Origin of the sequence: Streptomyces rhizosphaerihabitans, assembly GCF_025399795.1 — a bacterium.
In the GTDB taxonomy this organism is placed as follows: Bacteria; Actinomycetota; Actinomycetes; order Streptomycetales; family Streptomycetaceae; genus Streptomyces; species Streptomyces rhizosphaerihabitans.
Window position 1 is genome coordinate 1 of the sequence record NZ_JAODTZ010000012.1, and the last position, 16,731, is coordinate 16,731.

12 protein-coding genes are annotated in these 16,731 nt (G+C 72.1%); 5 read left to right on the top strand and 7 right to left on the bottom strand.

The window, feature by feature from the left end:
* Positions 1-147 precede the first annotated feature (147 nt).
* A complete protein-coding gene (locus N4G66_RS14335) occupies positions 148-1,884 on the bottom strand; it encodes a trypsin-like serine peptidase (RefSeq protein WP_261704467.1) in 1,737 nt (578 codons plus the stop codon).
* A gap of 320 nt (positions 1,885-2,204) precedes the next feature.
* Positions 2,205-2,789 carry a DUF4232 domain-containing protein gene (locus N4G66_RS14340; RefSeq protein ID WP_261704468.1) on the bottom strand — a complete coding sequence of 195 codons (585 nt, stop codon included), beginning with the start codon at positions 2,787-2,789 and terminating at the stop codon, positions 2,205-2,207.
* 458 nt (positions 2,790-3,247) lie between these two features.
* Between N4G66_RS14340 and rsgA the strand changes: the two genes are divergently transcribed.
* Together rsgA and N4G66_RS14350 are read left to right on the top strand one after the other, a co-directional pair.
* Entirely contained in the window at positions 3,248-4,408 is a 1,161-nt protein-coding gene (rsgA, locus tag N4G66_RS14345; protein ID WP_261704469.1) for a ribosome small subunit-dependent GTPase A, read from the top strand.
* Positions 4,409-4,759: 351 nt separating this feature from the next.
* A complete protein-coding gene (locus N4G66_RS14350; RefSeq protein ID WP_261704470.1) occupies positions 4,760-6,250 on the top strand; it encodes a DNA-3-methyladenine glycosylase 2 family protein in 1,491 nt (496 codons plus the stop codon).
* Between the two features lie 42 nt (positions 6,251-6,292).
* Here N4G66_RS14350 and N4G66_RS14355 read toward each other — a convergent pair whose 3' ends face one another.
* Positions 6,293-6,895: a GNAT family N-acetyltransferase gene (locus N4G66_RS14355; RefSeq protein ID WP_261704471.1), complete on the bottom strand. Its 603-nt coding sequence runs from the start codon at positions 6,893-6,895 to the stop codon at positions 6,293-6,295.
* A gap of 174 nt (positions 6,896-7,069) precedes the next feature.
* Complete coding sequence (locus N4G66_RS14360) at positions 7,070-7,438, bottom strand: PPOX class F420-dependent oxidoreductase (protein ID WP_261704472.1); 369 nt, start codon at positions 7,436-7,438, stop codon at positions 7,070-7,072.
* A gap of 163 nt (positions 7,439-7,601) precedes the next feature.
* Here N4G66_RS14360 and N4G66_RS14365 point away from each other — a divergent pair, with 163 nt between their 5' ends.
* Positions 7,602-8,939, top strand: coding sequence for an SGNH/GDSL hydrolase family protein (locus N4G66_RS14365; protein WP_261704473.1), 1,338 nt, complete (start codon positions 7,602-7,604; stop codon positions 8,937-8,939).
* Here the strand turns inward: N4G66_RS14365 and N4G66_RS14370 are convergent.
* Complete coding sequence (locus tag N4G66_RS14370) at positions 8,902-9,384, bottom strand: DUF456 domain-containing protein (RefSeq protein ID WP_261704474.1); 483 nt, start codon at positions 9,382-9,384, stop codon at positions 8,902-8,904. The two genes, N4G66_RS14365 and N4G66_RS14370, sit on opposite strands and share 38 nt — an antisense overlap.
* Positions 9,385-9,420: 36 nt before the next feature.
* Positions 9,421-10,401 carry a helix-turn-helix transcriptional regulator gene (locus N4G66_RS14375; protein WP_261704475.1) on the bottom strand — a complete coding sequence of 327 codons (981 nt, stop codon included), beginning with the start codon at positions 10,399-10,401 and terminating at the stop codon, positions 9,421-9,423.
* 687 nt (positions 10,402-11,088) lie between these two features.
* On the opposite strand from N4G66_RS14375, the gene N4G66_RS46210 reads away from it, so the two are divergent.
* A complete protein-coding gene (locus N4G66_RS46210; RefSeq protein WP_261704476.1) occupies positions 11,089-13,146 on the top strand; it encodes a protein phosphatase 2C domain-containing protein in 2,058 nt (685 codons plus the stop codon).
* A 101-nt stretch (positions 13,147-13,247) separates the two neighbouring features.
* Complete coding sequence (locus N4G66_RS14385) at positions 13,248-14,990, top strand: pyruvate dehydrogenase (RefSeq protein ID WP_261704477.1); 1,743 nt, start codon at positions 13,248-13,250, stop codon at positions 14,988-14,990.
* 50 nt (positions 14,991-15,040) lie between these two features.
* Here N4G66_RS14385 and N4G66_RS14390 read toward each other — a convergent pair whose 3' ends face one another.
* Positions 15,041-16,483 (bottom strand): transcriptional regulator, encoded by a 1,443-nt coding sequence (locus N4G66_RS14390; protein WP_261704478.1) that lies wholly within the window; start codon positions 16,481-16,483, stop codon positions 15,041-15,043.
* Positions 16,484-16,731 lie beyond the last annotated feature (248 nt).

Consider the following 16,731-nt stretch of genomic DNA (forward strand, 5'->3'; position numbering starts at 1 on the left):
GGGGGCCCATCGGCGGCGGCGCCGGTCGGCGACGGTGTGCCGTGGCCGACCGGCGGAAGTGAACACGAGCAGCCCGAGCAGCCCAGAGGGACCCGATGCGGACGAGGAATCGCTTTCGTCGGCGACGGCCGGGCGCCCGGGGTGCGTTCAGGCGTGGGGAACCAGGTTCTCTTCCGTGCCGAGGTGATCCATGCCGGTGTCGATGTACATCGTCGTCTCGCCGTCGGACCAGCGGACGACGAGGTCGTCGGTGCGGTGATCGCCGGTGAAGCTGCCGGTGGTCATCACCGTGTTGTGGGTCCAGAGCCCGTTGGGGTTCTGGACGCGTGCCTCGGTGCCGAGGGCGGAGACCGAGGTGCCGACGTAGTTGTCGAGTTCACCGTCGGACCACTGCACCATCAGGTCCCACTTCTGGTTGCCGGAGAATTCGCCGCTGGTGAGCAGAGTGGCTTTCTGCCAGGTGGAGTTGGGGTCCTTGAGCTTGTGCTCCTGTCCGAAGCTTCCCGCGCCCACATCGGTGTAGAGGGTGAGTTCGCCGTCGGACCAGCGCACCATCAGGTCGGTGACGTAGGTGGAGGCGTTGAAGCGTCCCGCGGCGATCTGGGTGGCGTGCTGCCAGGTCGAATTGGGGCCGATCATCTGGGTGCCGGCCCAGTTGAGCCCTTTGGTGCCGACGTCGCCGTAGAGCGTGACCTCACCGTCGGACCAGCGCACCATGAGGTCGAACCGGGTCGAGCCGGTGAAGTCGCCCGCGGTGATGGTCTCTGCGTGGGTCCAGGTGGAGCTGGGGGCCAGCAACTGCCGTTCCGAGATGAAGCGGCCGTTGGCGCCGTTGGTGTAGAGGGTCACCTCGCCGTCGGTCCACACCACGATCAGATCGCTGTGGCCGACGCCGTTGAAGTCGCCCGCGGCCATGAGCCTGGCGTGCTTCCAGGTCTCGCCGTTGCCCATGGAGTAGGGCAACGGCGGCTGGTGATAAGCGCCATGGTCGGTGTGGAGGCCGTTCTGGGCGTCGTCGTAGAGCTGGAAGAACCGGTCGCCGTGCAGAGGGCTGTAAGTGATCCGGTTGTACAGCGGGTTGTCGGCGGGTACATCGGGGCCGCCCTTCAGGAAGCCACCCACATTGCCGATGATCTCGCCGGTGTCGCCCGAAGGGCCGAGCGAGGAGAACCACGGTCCACCGGAAACCCCGCCCCACATGCCGCCGCAGTCGATCTGCATCTGGTTATAGGCCGGCAGCGGAGCCGTCGGGACGCCGGGGCAGCGGAAGGCGCGGTCCTGCGGGTTGTGGCCGACCATCGGGTAGCCGACGACGGTCACCTTGTTGACGAACCCGGGCGTGCGAGCGAGGGTGTTGGCGCCTACGACGTCCTGGGCCTCTCGGCCGTTGTCGGCCTTCAGGCTCCCGAAGGCGAAGTCCAGGTCGGAGTTGGGACTTTTGTCCGAGGCATACTGCGAGTCGCGGAACCACTCCTGAACCGGCCACATTCCGTACGGCTGGTCGGCCCCCGACTTGGTGTGGTCGTACTCGGGTACGAACACGGCCTTGTCGCCGACACAGTGCCCGGCGGTGAGGATGAGGTTGTGCCCTTTGCTGCGCACCACACTCGCCGTGCAGTAGTGGGCTTTCATGCCCTTGTCCGTGTTGAAAAGCACGCCGACGGACTTGATGCCGTCGAAGTGTTCGCCGTCGATCCCGGCGGCGACGGACCGCTTCTTGCGCGGCGCCGTCCAGCCCCGTGGCCGGGCGATGCGGCCTGAGGGGTCGGTCGCCGAGGCCATGCGCTGGGGCGTCCAGAAACGGATGGCGTTCTGAACCGTCCAGCTGTTGCCGCTGTCGCTGCCGGCCGGCGACGGCGTGATGGACGTCGAGGGAATCGGCACGGTGTCGGTCCTGCCGGTGGGTGCCGGTTCGACCGTCGCGGGTCCGGTGGGCGCCGGAGCCGGTGGGGCGGCCGCCTGGGCCACTGCGGCGTCTCCCAGCAGCAGCGCGGCACACAGCGCGGCGGCAGTCCCAAGCCGTATTCGTAAATAACGCAAGTACATCTACTCCAGGTCAGACACGCCGGACGGCATAGTGGGCGTCCGCGCGTGTGGTCGACGGCCGTCGCGATGCGCGAGGCCGGGTCCTCGTTCCACGAAACCGGGCAGGAAGGGACGTGGGCGCCGTGGACGGGGAGCAGCACGGGGCCGCCGCCCGCGCGCTACGGCAGCCGAGGTGAGCCCATCTGGACGACGACCCCGCAGACCGCCGCGCGCAGATGTCGGCCGTGTGCGTCGGTCATCTCTATTGAGGTGCCATAGTCGTTGCGAGCGGGGTGTGGTGGCCGCACATCGATGCTGGCGTCGTCCTCGGCCGGGAGGAAGCAGCTCCCGTCAGGGGAGGCGGACGTCTCGTAGAAGAGCGGGAACTCGATCCCGCGACCGGGGTTCAGCACGTGCCGAACCGGCGCGGGCGCCTTCGGTTTCGACGAGACCGAAGGTCCCTTGCCCGCGTGGACCTCGACAGCCGGGTAGCCGTCGAAGGCGCAGGGCGCGGTGCCTGTGTTGGTCGCGCTCAGCAGGGCTGCGGACGCGCTCCTCGGATTCCCGGTGAGACGCGTCAGTTTCCACCGCAGCTGACGCGTCCCGCATGCGGCAGCTCGGCGGGCGCCCGTCGAGGCGGACGCGGTCGTCCGTGGCGGTTCGGTGGTCGTCCGTGTGGCCACGTGGTCGGCGGCATCACAGGCCGCAGCAGCCAGAACCACGCCCAGACTGACGGCAATGACCGCCGCGGTCCGCCGTGCCATGAGAACTTCCCCCTGGCGAAGCCATTCCCGCGAAGGCCGGGTGCCCCCACTCCTGCCTCCCCGACAGGGAGATGCGAGCACGCCCGGACGGGTTCCCGAAGATGCCTCACCGTGTTCCGGTGTGCGTGCCTGACCGACATGGTGTCCGATGGGTGGCAGCCGCGCGCCAACGCAGTTGTGGCACTTCGTGCGGACCGCTGTAGGGACGGCTGCCGGGTGCGTCGTAAATCGATGGCGGCGTGGCCCGCGTACCTCTACAGTCAAAGTCGTTCGAGCGGCGACTTCGGGTTGCCGCGGGTGATTCGGCTTGTTCGGAGGTGTGACCGATGGCTGTCTTTGAGATGGGCGCTGCCCGCATCCGGAAGTTCATCAAGTCCACTTCCGTGGCCTCCGGCTGACCTCTTTCCACTCCCGCGCAAGCGCGCGGTGCCGGGGCCACCCTTGTGAAGGGTCACCCCTTGTCTTTCTCTTCTCTCCCGGGTTCGTCCTCGTCCTCCTCGCATCCCCTCGTGCCGTACGGCTGGGATGCGGACTGGGAGGCCGAGTTCGCCCGCCATGCCGAGCAGGGTCTTCTGCCCGGCCGTGTCGTACGGGTCGACCGAGGCCTGTGCGACGTCGTCACCCCGGCCGGTACCGTCCGTGCCGACACCGAGTTCGTCGTTCCTCGTGACCCGATGAAGGTCGTGTGCACGGGGGACTGGGTCGCGGTCGACCCTGAAGGCAGCGACCCGCGGTACGTACGGACGCTGCTGCCCCGCCGTACCGCGTTCGTGCGCTCCACCTCGTCCAAGCGTTCCGAGGGCCAGGTGCTGGCCACGAACATCGATTACGCCGTCATCTGTGTGTCGCTCGCGGTCGAACTGGACCTCGGGCGGATCGAGCGGTTCCTCGCGCTGGCGATGTCCTGTTCGACCGGTGAGGCACTGCTGCATGAGTCGGCACTCTCCCGGGAGCCCGGCGCGCAGCCCGTGGTCGTCCTCACCAAGGCCGACCTGGTTCCGGAGGCGGCGACCCTCGGGCACCTCGTCCAGGACGTGGAGACCTCCGCGCCCGGGGTTCCCGTGCTAGCCGTCAGCTCCGCGACGGGGGCGGGGCTCGACGTCCTCGAAGCGGTGCTCGCCGGCGGTACGGCCGTTCTGCTCGGGCAGTCCGGTGCGGGCAAGTCGACCCTGGCCAACGCGTTGCTGGGCGAGGACGTCATGGACGTACGGGCCACCCGCGACATGGACGGCAAGGGGCGGCACACCACGACGACCCGCAACCTTCTCGCGCTGCCCGGTGGGGGTGTCCTCATCGACACCCCGGGGCTGCGCGGAGTGGGGCTCTGGGACGCCGCGAGCGGGGTCGGGCAGGTGTTCTCCGAGATCGAGGAGTTCGCCGCCGACTGCCGCTTCCAGGACTGCGCCCATGTCGCCGAACCCGGGTGCGCGGTGCTGACGGCCCTCGACTCCGGCGAACTGCCGGAGCGGCGCCTGGAGAGCTACCGCAAGCTGCTCCGCGAGAACCAGCGGATCGTCGCCAAGACGGACGCACGCGTCCGCGCCGAGATCCGCCGGGACTGGAAGCGCAAGGGGGCGGAGGGCCGCGCAGCCATGGAGGCCAAGCGAGGGCGCTGGTAGCCGGCGACGGGGTGGAGGCGCGGATTCCCGCGCCTCCACCCCGGACCGCGCCTCCACCCCGGACCGCGCCTCCACCCCGGACCGCGCCTCCACCCCGGACCGCGCCTCCACCCCGGACCGCCCAGACGATCCCGGTCCGCTCAAGCCACCCCGGACGTGCCGCTCCCGTGCTCGCCCAGGTCGTCCGGGCTTGTCCGGACCGCGTTCCGGGCCGGTTTTCCGGGACGGGCCGGGGCTGCGCCCGGACCGATGTGTGTCGTGGCGCGGGCATGGGCACGGGCCGTCGCCCGGGCGTAGTGCCGTGTCCGATTTCCGCCAGCCCCGTCGTGGGGACCGGGTCACACTGGAAGGGTGAACGACGAGGACACCAGGTACGAGGACACCAGGTACGAGGACACCAGGTACGAGGACACCAGGTACGAGGCCGTGCGGAGCCGGGACGCCCGGTTCGACGGGGAGTTCTTCTTCGCCGTGCGGACGACGGGGATCTACTGCAGGCCCAGCTGCCCCGCGGTGACGCCGAAGCGGCGGAACGTGCGGTTCTACGCGACGGCCGCCGCCGCGCAGGGTTCGGGCTTCCGGGCCTGCCGCAGATGCCGTCCGGACGCCGTGCCGGGCTCCGCGGCCTGGAACGTACGGGCCGATGTCGTCGGCCGCGCCATGCGCCTGATCGGTGACGGCGTGGTGGACCGCGAGGGTGTCGGAGGCCTCGCCACGCGCCTTGGGTACAGCGCCCGCCAGGTCCAGCGGCAGCTCACGGCGGAGGTCGGCGCGGGTCCGGTCGCGCTGGCCAGGGCCCAGCGGGCGCACACCGCGCGGATCCTGCTCCAGACCACCGAACTCCCCATCACCCAGATCGCGTTCGCGGCCGGGTTCGCCAGCGTGCGCCAGTTCAACGACACGATCCGCACGGTCTACGCGTCGACACCGAGCGAGCTGCGCGCCGCGGCGCCGCGTACCGGCCCAGCGGCCCGGAGCACGGCCACCCCCAGCGCGGGTGTCCCGCTCCGTCTCGCCTACCGGGGGCCCTACCAGTCCACCGCCGTCTTCGACCTGCTGGCCGGCCAGGCCGTCCCTGGTGTCGAGGCCGTCGGCGGCAGCCGTGGCCGTCGTACGTACCGGCGCACGCTCCGGCTGCCGTACGGCACGGGAATCGTGGCCGTCCAAGAGCGGCCGGGCACAGGCGCGGGCCGCCCCCGGGCCGGCGGGACGAACCGCACCGCGCGAGCACCGGGCCCCACCGACGCCGCCCACCCCGGCGGCTGGCTCGACGCACGCCTGCACCTCACCGATCTGAGGGACCTCACGACCGCCGTACAGCGGCTGCGGCGCCTGTTCGACCTCGACGCCGATCCGTACGCCGTCGACGAGCGGCTGGGAGCCGACGCGCGGCTGGGTCCGCTGGTCGCGGCGCGGCCGGGCCTGCGGTCGCCGGGCGCCGCCGATCCGGACGAGTTGGCGGTGCGCGCGCTGGTCGGGGAGGCGGAGGCCGAGCGGCTGGTGCTGCGGTACGGGAAGGCACTGGACGCCCCGTGCGACACGCTCACGCACCTCTTCCCCGAGGCCGCCGTGCTCGCGGAGGCGGAGCCCGACGGCCCGCTCGGCGCGCTGACCGCCGCCCTCGCCGACGGCACCCTGCGGCTCGACCCGGGCGCCGACCGCGAAGAGGCGCGGGCGGCGCTGTCGGCACTGCCCGGCATCGACGAAGGCACCGCCGTCGTCATCCGCACCCGGGCCCTCGGCGACCCGGACGTGGCACCGCCCGGCGCGAACGCCCCGGACACCTGGCGCCCGTGGCGCTCGTACGCCGCCCAACACCTCAGGGTGGCCGGGGAGTTGTAGTCGGGCGGCCCCGAGCCGGATGGCCCGAGCCGGGCGGCGGGTTCACCGGGTGTCCGGAAGGTCCCCCCGAACCATCGCGTGCAGATGCTGGTCGTGCCGGCCGTCCTCGTGCAGCAGCGCGCCACGCATGGTGCCCTCCAGGGTGAACCCGGTCCTGTCCGCCACCCGGCAGGACGCCGGGTTCGCCACCGAGTGGCACAGCCGCAGCCGGTACAGACCGAGGTCCTCCAGCGCCCACCGGCTGAGGCGTCGTACGGCCTCGGCCACGACGCCCCCGCCCCGGGCGCCCGGCAGGACCCAGTAGACGATCTCCGCGCTGCCGTCATCGAGATCGATGTCGTTCCACCCGGCGAGCCCGACGGCCTGTCCGTCCGCCGTGCGCGCGATGGCCCAGACCGCGCCCGTCTCGGCCCGCCGACGCTCGTGCATGCGCTCGATCCTGAGGCGCGCGGCCTCCGGGGACTCCACGTGCAGCAGGTTCCACTTGCGGATGGCCGGGTCCTGGGCGGCGGTCACCAGGACATCGGCGTCGGAGAGATGCCAGGGGCGCAGCTCCAGTCCGTTCGCGAGGCCCAGCACGGGTTGTGGCCGACGGGCCAGCCGGCCTGCGGGAACGGTGGGCGGCAGGGGCGGGACGGTGATCATCGCGGCATCGTGCCACGGGTCTTCGGCGGCGCGACAGCCATTTCGCGGCGGTACCCGTTCAGTTCCGGGGCGACGGTGACAACAGCGGGCGGGGCTCGATCCGTTCCTCCACCGCCGTGTTCCCTCGACCAGCCAACGCCCCGGTCCGCCAACTCGGCCCGTCCGTGAGGCCGCTCATTCGTCGAGGCCCCAACTGTGGACCCGCCTCGGATGGATCCGGATCAGTTCCTCACTGAAATGTGGTCCCAAGTCGTGTGCGCCGGTGAGGAGTTCCGCCTCTCCGCGGATGTCGATGCCTCGGACCTTCCACGGATCGAGGCTGACGATGTCGTCGACCACCAGGGCGACCTTCGGGTTCTTCTGAAGGTTGCGCCACTTCTTCGTGGTGCCCATCGCGTAACCGCCGATCAGGATCGTCCCGTCCTCCTGCGGGAAGAAGCCGACGGGGTTGGCCTGGGGCTGTCCGAGAGGATCGACGGTGGCCAGCCGCCCCAGCCGCTGCGACCTCAGATACGCGCGCTCGGCTTCACTGAATTCGGTCATGACAGCAGCCAAACACGCCCCTGCCCGCAGCGCATCGGGTTCCGGACCTAGGACCAGGGGAGGAGGGGTCTCGTACCCGGTCCGGACCAGTCCGGTCCGTTCGGGTGCGGCCGATGGCGTGACGTCGTGTTGTGGGGACCATGCTCGGGGAACCGATGGCCCCATGACCCGCGCGATCATGTTCCGGCGTCTCCTCGTCCCCCTGGTGACCGCCCTGGTCCTCGCCTCGCCGAGCGAGATCACCGAAGCCCGGTCCGCGCCAGGCCGGGGCGCCCCGAAGCCGGCCGGGATCTGGACGGGCACCTGGGAGGCCGCGGCCTCCGGTACCGTGCCCGCGCCGGCCGGCGCCTCGATCCGCAACGTCGTGCACACCAGTGTCGGCGGCCGGGCCGCTCGCGTCCGTCTCTCCAACCGGCTCGGCACGAGACCGCTCCAACTCGGCTCCGTGACACTGGCATTGCAGCGGCCGGGCGAACCGAGGAGCCCCGGGGCCGTCGCGGGCTCCGTACGCGCGGTCACTTTCGCCGACGCCCGATCGGTCACCGTCCCCGCCGGCCGGGACGTGGTCAGCGATCCCGTCGCCCTGCCGGTCCCCGCCGACGCCAACCTCCTGGTCTCGGTGCACACCCCGGCCGACTCGGGCCCGGCGACGTACCACCGCTCGGCGCTCCAGACCAACTTCATCGCTCCCCGGGGCGATCGGACCGGAGACGAGAGCGGCGCCGCCTACACCACCACCGTCGCCAGCTGGTACTACGTGACCGGCGTCGACGTGCTCGGCCCTTCCGCCGCGGGCAGTGTGGTCGCGCTCGGCGACTCGATCACCGACGGCACCGGCTCCTCGTCCGACGCCGACCACCGCTGGCCCGACCGGCTCGCCGCCCGGCTGCGCGGCCTTCCCGCGCACCGCAGGCCGGGCGTCCTCAACGCGGGGATCGCCGGGAACCGCATCCTGCTCGACGACCGGGGTCCGAGCGCTCTGACCCGTCTGGACACCGACGTCTTCTCCCGCGCGGGCGTCCGCACGATGATCGTGCTGGAGGGCATCAACGACATCAAGGGGACACCGGAGCAGAAGGACCCCGGCGTTCTGGAGAACGCCTACCGGCTCGTCGTGCGCCGCGCCCACGCCCGCGGCATCCGGGTCATCGGCGCCACGATCACCCCGTACGGCGGTCATGCCGCGTACACCCCGGCCCGGGAAGCCGTGCGGCAGGCGGTCAACGCCGCCATCCGCACCCACCGGATCTTCGACGAGACCGCGGACTTCGACGCCACCGTCCGCGACCCGGCCCGCCCGAGCCGTATCCTCCCCGCCTACGACCCCGGCGACCACCTGCACTTCAACGACGCCGGAATGCGGGCGCTGGCCGACACGATCGACCTGCGTTCCCTCGTGTCGACGGCGTACGGGCGCCTGCCCCGGCCGGCCGAGGTCCGGGCACACCTCCCCGTCCGCCCGCTCAGCCCCAGATCACCGCGCCCAGCCAGGCGCCCATGATCAACAGACAGGCGAAGAGTTCCGTCAGCACGCTCCAGCCGCCCGCCCGCATCGCGGTCCGCACCGAGGCCTTCGCCGGCCCGTGCCCGCCGAGGCGCAGCCGTTCACCGAGGTAGATCCCGCCGATGAATCCAGGTACGGCGCCGACCACCGGCACCAGGAAGAAGCCGAGGATCGCCCCGCCACCCGCGTACACCGCCATTCGGGTGGTGGCCCCGCTCTCGCGCAGCCGTCGCGGCGGCAGCATCCAGCGGATGGCCTGAGCGAGCAGCAGGACCGCGGTCGCACCGACGAGGACGGCCCAGGACAGGGCCTGCGGGTAGCTCAGCGCCCACCACAGGACCGCGGCCCATACGAACCACGACCCCGGCAGACCGGGCACCAGTACTCCGACCAGGCCGAGCAGAATCACCACGCCGACCAGCAGGAGTTCCCACACTCCCATCTGCCCAGCCTGCCCGAGAGGGCGGGAAACCGCAGGTCAGTCCCGGGCCACCCAGCCGCGCTCGTACGCGTGCCAGCCCAGTTGCAGCCGGGTCGCCACACCGGTCAGCTCCATCAGGCGCTTGACCCGGCGCTGTACGGTCCTGAGGCCCAGGTCGAGCTGTTTGGCGACGCTCGCGTCGGTGAGCCCCGCGAGGAGGAGGGAGAGGATCTCCAGGTCGGTGCCGTCCGGGCCGTCCGGTTCCTGCTCCAGCACGCCCCGGCTGCCCAGCCGCAGCGGCAGCGCGTCCCGCCACACCGACTGGAACAGCCCCGACAGCAGCTCCAGGAGTCCGCTCGCGTGCACGACCAGCGCGGCCGGCTCCGCGGTGTGCGAGGTGAGCGGCACCATCGCGAGCGCCCGGTCGGCGATCACCAGCTTGGTCGGCACCTGGTCCACGACCCGCACCTGCTCGTCGCGGCCGAGCGCGGCGGACAGCTCGGTGATCCCGCCGGGCTGGTCGAGGACGGACCGCTCGACGACCACGCGGTAACCGACACCCCGGCCCGCGGCCTGCTCCTCGGCGTCGTTGTCCGCGCCGGACACCACCATCGGGGTCCCGGTGACCAGCGCGCACACCTCGTCGCTGGCGCCCAGCTGGAGCTGGAGGAAGCGCTGCGAGACCGCCGCCGCGCCGATCACCACCTCGACCAGGTCGTGCACGGCCGGTTCACCGGCCGCACCCCGGTACTCCTCGGCCAGCAGCGCGGCCGCCAGCTCCGCCTTCTCCAGCTCGTGGCGCTGCTGGGTGAGCAGAGCGCCGAGGGCGACTCCCGGCGGCGCGGCGACCCAGCGTCCGGGCCGCGCCGAGGACTGGGCGGCCAGACCGTGCCGCTCCAGCCGGCGCAGCGCGCGCTCCGTCTCGTACTCGCCGAGCGTGAGCCGACGTGCGAGATCGGGCACCTCGGCGGCGCCCACGGACACCAGCGCGCGGTATGCCGACTCGTGGGTCTCGTCCAGACCTATCGCTCCCAGCATGCGGCGATGTCCCTCCCGTGGATGCGTTCCGGCCGGTCGGCGGAGCTGTGGCGGAAATCGGCCACGGCACAAACCCGCCCCGGCACATCATCGCGGTACCCCCCGCCCCTCTGACAAGCTCGCGTCACCGCAGCATCAGCCGGCGTCCGTAATACCCCACTTGGGCTCGACCTGCGTGAAAGCGGCCGTACCGGCTCACGGACCGCGACCGTCGCCGGCTCGCGGACATGGGCGAACCAGCCCTGGGAAGCGGGACTTCGAGGAGAGGAATCTCGCGTACGCGCATGTAGACCACCGGCCTGGACGGCTTGGACGGCCCGGCGTGACGCGCCGTGGCGGGCGACCGTCGATCTCCCGCTCCCGCCGGCAAGCAGGTTGCATTCGGTATCGAGCCCAGTGCCGAATGCAGTGCCGAATCCAGTGCCGAACTGGCCGACGCCAAAGGCGATTTGGTCTTCCGGGCCGTGACCCGGGCCTGTCCCGATGTGTGTCGGGCCCCGGTCACCCAGGCGCCGCCGGGCGGTTCCCCCGTGGGGGGTGGGACCGCCCGGCGGTCAGGTGTTCGCACGTTTCGGCGCGTATTCCTGTTCGACGGTTCACTCGGCACGCCGTTCGACGGCCTGCACCTTGGCCGGTTTTTCCGGATGCCCCGTTTTCAACCGGCTGTCTCGGTGGACAATCGGGAGCATGAGCCAGCAGGGGGAGAAGCCCACCGGTCACGAGGACGACTGGTGGAGGCAGTTGTACGACGACTCCACCGAGGACACGGGGCCCGCGCCCGTGGCCGATTCCCTCGACGACCGGTTCGCGTCGGCGTCGGGGACGGTCGGGGGCGGCCTCGATCCGGGTCCGGAATCCGGGTCGGACGCGCGGCCCGCATCGGAACCGTCGGATGCGAGGTCCGCGTTGGAACCGAGGTCCGCATCGGAACTGAGGTCCGCTTCGGACGCGAGGTCCGCTTCGGACGCGAGGTCCGCTTCGGATCCGAAGTCCGTGCAGGATTCGGCGTCCGCACCGGGGCGCGGCTCCGACCGGCGGTCCGACGCAGGCGGGCTCGACGGTCCGCCGCGTCCGGAGCAGCCGCCCGCCGTGCCGGGGTCCCCGTCTCCCGGGACGGGGAAGCGGCCTCCCTCCCGGCCGACGAGGCCTCCCGCCGTACCGGGGCAGCGCGGTGGCCCCCCGGCCTCCGACGCCGGGCCCGGCACGGCCCCGCGCGACGAGACGGCGTCCCGGCCCGGCGCGGTCCCGCGCGATGACCCCGCCTCCCGGTCCGGCCGCTGGGAGCGGGGCCCGGTGCCGGGGCCCGGTGCCTATACGGGACCGCCCGGCCGTGGCGGACCCCCCTCGGAGCCCCCCGCCTGGGAGCCCACCGCCTGGGAGCCCACGCCTTGGGAGCCCCCGTCCTGGGAGCTTCCGCCCGCCGGCCCGGCCCCGGCCCCGGCCCCGGCTCCGGCCGCTCCCGCACCCTTCCCGCCCGGCCCGAAGCCGCAGGGGTTCACCGCGGAGGAGCCCCGCCCGGACGTGCTCCGGGACACCCGGGGCGACACACCCTCGGAGCCTCCCGCGACCCAGGTGCCCGGGGCGCGGGCGCCGTCGGACGTGCCGCCGAAACCCGCGTCGGCTCCTGCCCCGCCCCCGGGGGCCGCGCCCTCCGGTCCCGCGGCGGTCGCGCTGCCCAGCACCACCGGGGGCTTCCGGACACCACCGTCCGAGGCGTCCCCCGAGGACATGCCGGCGGGCGGGTCCCGGGAGACCGTCCTCTCCGTCGTCCAGCCGCCGGCCTCCGTCGGCCACGTCGGCTCCGGACCGCCCACCTACGCCCCCGAACCGACCGCGCTGCCGCCCGCCGAGCCGGACGAACTCGGCGACCTGGTCGCCGACACCGTGCTGGACGGCGCACGGTACGGAACGAGCACCCTGCGGGCCGTGTCCGTTCGCGGGGACTCCGCGCGGTACCGGGGCGAGCCACGCCGGGACGCGCTGCTCACCGCCCGGTTCGGTGCGGGCGAGCAGGCGCTCGTGCTGGTGGCGATGGCGACCGGCGCCCGCGCCACCCCGGGAGCGCACCGGGCCGCGGCGGAGGCGTGCCGGTGGATCGGGCAGGCCGTCGGGCGCAGCCACGAGCGGCTGGCCGACGACATCAGGGCCGCCCGGCGCGGCGACCTGAAGTCCGGGCTGCACCGGCTCACCGACCGCAGCCTCGGCAAGCTGCGGGCGAGCGCGGCGGAGCAGGGCGTCGAACCCGAGGAGTACACCGCCGGCCTGCGCTGTCTGCTGCTGCCCGCCGATCCGGAGTGCCGTACCCGCGTCTTCTTCGGCGTCGGCGCGGGCGGTCTGTTCCGGCTGCGGGACGGCGAGTGGCAGGACATCGAACCACGGGTCGCCGACACCACCGGGGAGGCCGTCGTCGGCTTCGGGTCGCTGCCCCACGAGACCCCCGAGGGCGACCGGCTCACCATGGACCTGGGCATCACGACGCCCCCGAGCCCGTACGAACCCGCCCCCCGGCCGCCGCACGCCCCCTTCCGGTTCCGGGCCTCCGTCGCCCGCCCGGGTGACACGCTCCTGCTGTGCACGGGCGGCCTGGCGGAGCCGCTGCGCGGCGAACCCGAGCTGGCCGAGTACCTGACGACACGGTGGTCGACGGGGGAGCCGCCCGGCCTCGCCGCGTTCCTCGCGGACAGCCAGGTGCGGGTCAAGGGGTACGCCGACGACCGGACGGCCGCCGCCGTGTGGGAGGCGTAACCGCGCACGGTGTGAATTCATGGAACCGAGGGACGGGACGGGCAACCCGGGGGGCCCGGGACACCCGAGGGTTTCGAGGATCACGAAGAGGTGCGTGCAGCATGGCCAAGCAGAACGTCGCCGAGCAGTTCGTCGACATCCTCGTCCGCGCGGGCGTCAAGCGGCTGTACGGAGTCGTGGGCGACAGCCTCAACCCGGTCGTGGACGCGATCCGGCGCAACGCGGCCATCGACTGGATCCAGGTCCGCCACGAGGAGACCGCCGCCTTCGCCGCGGGCGCCGAGGCCCAGATCACCGGCAGGCTCGCGGCCTGCGCCGGTTCCTGCGGACCGGGCAACCTCCACCTCATCAACGGCCTGTACGACGCGCACCGTTCCATGGCTCCGGTGCTCGCCCTCGCCTCGCAGATTCCCTCCAGCGAGATCGGCCTCGGCTACTTCCAGGAGACACACCCCGACCAGCTCTTCCGCGAGTGCAGTCACTACAGCGAACTGATCTCCAGCCCCAAGCAGATGCCGCGGCTGCTGCAGACCGCCATCCAGCACGCGGTGGGCCAGTCCGGAGTCAGCGTGGTCTCGCTGCCCGGCGACATCGCCTCCGAGCCCGCCCCGGACAAGACGATCGAGACCGCTCTCGTCACCTCCCGGCCCAGCGTCCGGCCCGGCGACACCGAGATCGACAAGCTCGTCGCGATGATCGACGAGGCGGAGAAGGTCACGCTCTTCTGCGGCAGCGGCACGGCGGGCGCGCACGCCGAGGTCATGCAGTTCGCCGAGAAGATCAAGTCCCCGGTCGGACACGCGCTGCGTGGCAAGGAGTGGATTCAGTACGACAACCCGTTCGACGTCGGCATGAGCGGGCTCCTCGGCTACGGCGCCGCCTACGAGGCGACCCACGAGTGCGATCTCCTCATCCTGCTGGGCACCGACTTCCCGTACAACGCCTTCCTCCCCGACGACGTCAAGATCGTCCAGGTCGACGTGCGGCCCGAGCATCTGGGGCGCCGGTCGAAGCTGGACCTGGCGGTGTGGGGCGATGTGAGGGAGACGCTGCGCTGTCTGATTCCGCGGGTGCGCCCCAAGGGCAATAGGCGCTTTCTCGACAAAATGCTGAAGAAACACGCGGACGCCCTCGAAGGGGTCGTCAAGGCGTACACCCGCAGGGTCGACAAGCACGTCCCGATCCATCCCGAGTACGTCGCCTCCGTGCTCGACGAACTCGCCGACGAAGACGCGGTGTTCACGGTCGACACCGGAATGTGCAATGTCTGGGCGGCCCGCTACATCTCGCCCAACGGCAGCCGCCGGGTGATCGGTTCGTTCTCGCACGGGTCCATGGCGAACGCGCTGCCCATGGCGATCGGCGCCCAGTTCACCGACCGGCGGCGGCAGGTCGTGTCGATGTCCGGCGACGGCGGATTCTCCATGCTGATGGGCGACTTCCTCACCCTCGTGCAGTACGACCTGCCGGTGAAGGTCGTTCTCTTCAACAACTCGTCCCTCGGGATGGTCGAGTTGGAGATGCTGGTCGCCGGGCTGCCCTCCTACGGCACGACCAACAAGAACCCGGACTTCGCGGCGGTGGCCCGGGCGTGCGGGGCGTACGGCGTCCGGGTCGAGAAGCCCAAGCAGCTCGAAGGCGCCCTCAAGGACGCCTTCGGCCACAAGGGGCCGGCGCTCGTCGACATCGTCACCGACCCGAACGCGCTCTCCATCCCGCCGAAGATCAGTGCGGACATGGTGACGGGCTTCGCGCTCTCGGCGTCGAAGATGGTTCTGGACGGCGGAGTCGGCCGGATGGTGCAGATGGCCCGCTCCAACCTGCGCAACGTGCCTCGCCCGTGACGCCCGTGACGCCCGTCAGGCCAGGCGCGGACCCGGGGCCCAACCCCGTCTCACGCCGGGGTCCAGCCGTCGTGCGCGTACCAGTAGTGCGGCAGGCCCTTGATACCGCTGGTACGGAACGGGACGCCGTCGTCGTCGATGCGCTCGGTGCCTGTGCGGCCCTGTGAGGACCAGTCGAGCTCCAGGTACCAGCGGCAGTCGCAGCCGTCGGTTCGCGCGTCGACCGTCAGCACCTCGGGGTCCGTGACGGACACCCGGTACGGCATCTGCAGCGGCGGAGTGATCGTTCCGGCGTCATTGCCCGGGACCGCGCGGGCGATGGGCCGGTCCATGTCCAGATCGACGGCGAAAGAGTGGGGGGCCAGGTCGGCGCCGCAGCCCTGACCCGTGGAGTAGACCCTGCCCTTCACCGGGGCCGAGTGTCCGACGACGCGGACCCGCAGCGCCTCCAGGACGACAGCCGCGTCCGTCCGCCCCTGCACGGTGATGTCCACAAAGGTCTGGCCGCCGTGCACCGCGTTCTGTGTCCTCGCCCATGGGGATGCGTCCTGCGGGGCCGGGGGCGGTGGTACCTCCTCGGGCGCCTTGTCGATGACGTAGTCGTGAAAGCAACCGGTCGCCCAGCGATGGGAGTTCGCGGTCCAGGTGACGGGGGTGACGGCGGAGCCGGCCATGGGGGAGGGGCTCGCGGACGGGCCAGGCGAGGCGTCTCGCTCGCCGGATGCCTTCGGGGACGGCGTGCCGGACGACCGGCCGCGCGCGGTGGAGGGGGGCGCGGACGGTGTCGCGGAACCGCCCCGCGCTCCCGCGGTCCTCGCGGTGTCCGTGCCGGACGCCCGGTCGTCGCCGGTGGTCCCGGAGTGGTCGGACGGCAGGGCGGACAGGCTGCCCAGGGTGGCGATCAGCGCGGTCACGACAGCCGCGGCAACCGTGACGCGGCGCCTGTACCAGGGTTTCCGCGAGGCGGGGTGCGACGCCGCGTCGGGCCCGGGCGACGAGCCGTGGAGGCTTTCCGCGGGGTTCTCCCGGGGGTGGCCGGGCGAGGGGTCGGGCGTTGCCGTGGGCACGGAGTCGGCGGCCGTCGTGGAAACGGAGTCGGCGGCCACCGCGGAAACGAGCTCGGGTGCGCCGTCGGCCATGGGGCCCTCGCCGCCCGCCGACCGGGCGTCGGCGACTTGCGGTACGGACTCGGCCGCCGTCCGGGGCCGTTGCCGTGCCGCCACCGCCAGGATCCACCGCCGGTGCAGCTCGATCCGTTCGGCCGGACTGGCCTGGCACAACGCGGCGAACCGTTCCACGGGTGCGAAGCCGAGGGGCACCGCTTCTCCCGCGCAATACCGGTGCAGCGTCGAGGCGTTCATGTTCAGACGGCGTGCGAGTGCGGCGTAACTGCGGTCCGTGCGTGCCTTCAGACGCCGCAGCAGCGCCGCGAATTCCTCCACGTCGTCCTGGGATGACACCGATTCTCCCCGCCTAGCGTCCCAGGACGGCATCCCAGGCACTCCCCGTAGAAGAGGGCCGGAAGGCCTGGGACGGTTCCACCGTTGTGGATGGAGCGCCGTCCGTCGTGCCCGGACCGCGGGGTGTCGCTGATGCTCGTGGTGCGGCCGGACAGGCCCCCACACCACGGAGGCCGAGGGGCCGCCCGTGCCGGGGGCCGGGCACGCGATCTGCGGCCCGGCCATTGGAGCCCCGGCCGTCCCAGGGCCTGTCCGACCATTCCCGCCGGGCCCGCGGCGCC

Coding starts and splice junctions, on each gene's coding strand:
- N4G66_RS14340 (WP_261704468.1), bottom strand. CDS start 2,789: ATGGCACGGCGGACCGCGGCGGTCATTGCCGTCAGTCTGGGCGTGGTT.
- N4G66_RS14355 (WP_261704471.1), bottom strand. CDS start 6,895: ATGATCACCGTCCCGCCCCTGCCGCCCACCGTTCCCGCAGGCCGGCTG.
- N4G66_RS14360 (WP_261704472.1), bottom strand. CDS start 7,438: ATGACCGAATTCAGTGAAGCCGAGCGCGCGTATCTGAGGTCGCAGCGG.
- N4G66_RS14365 (WP_261704473.1), top strand. CDS start 7,602: ATGACCCGCGCGATCATGTTCCGGCGTCTCCTCGTCCCCCTGGTGACC.
- N4G66_RS14370 (WP_261704474.1), bottom strand. CDS start 9,384: ATGGGAGTGTGGGAACTCCTGCTGGTCGGCGTGGTGATTCTGCTCGGC.
- N4G66_RS14375 (WP_261704475.1), bottom strand. CDS start 10,401: ATGCTGGGAGCGATAGGTCTGGACGAGACCCACGAGTCGGCATACCGC.
- N4G66_RS46210 (WP_261704476.1), top strand. CDS start 11,089: ATGAGCCAGCAGGGGGAGAAGCCCACCGGTCACGAGGACGACTGGTGG.
- N4G66_RS14385 (WP_261704477.1), top strand. CDS start 13,248: ATGGCCAAGCAGAACGTCGCCGAGCAGTTCGTCGACATCCTCGTCCGC.
- N4G66_RS14390 (WP_261704478.1), bottom strand. CDS start 16,483: ATGCCGTCCTGGGACGCTAGGCGGGGAGAATCGGTGTCATCCCAGGAC.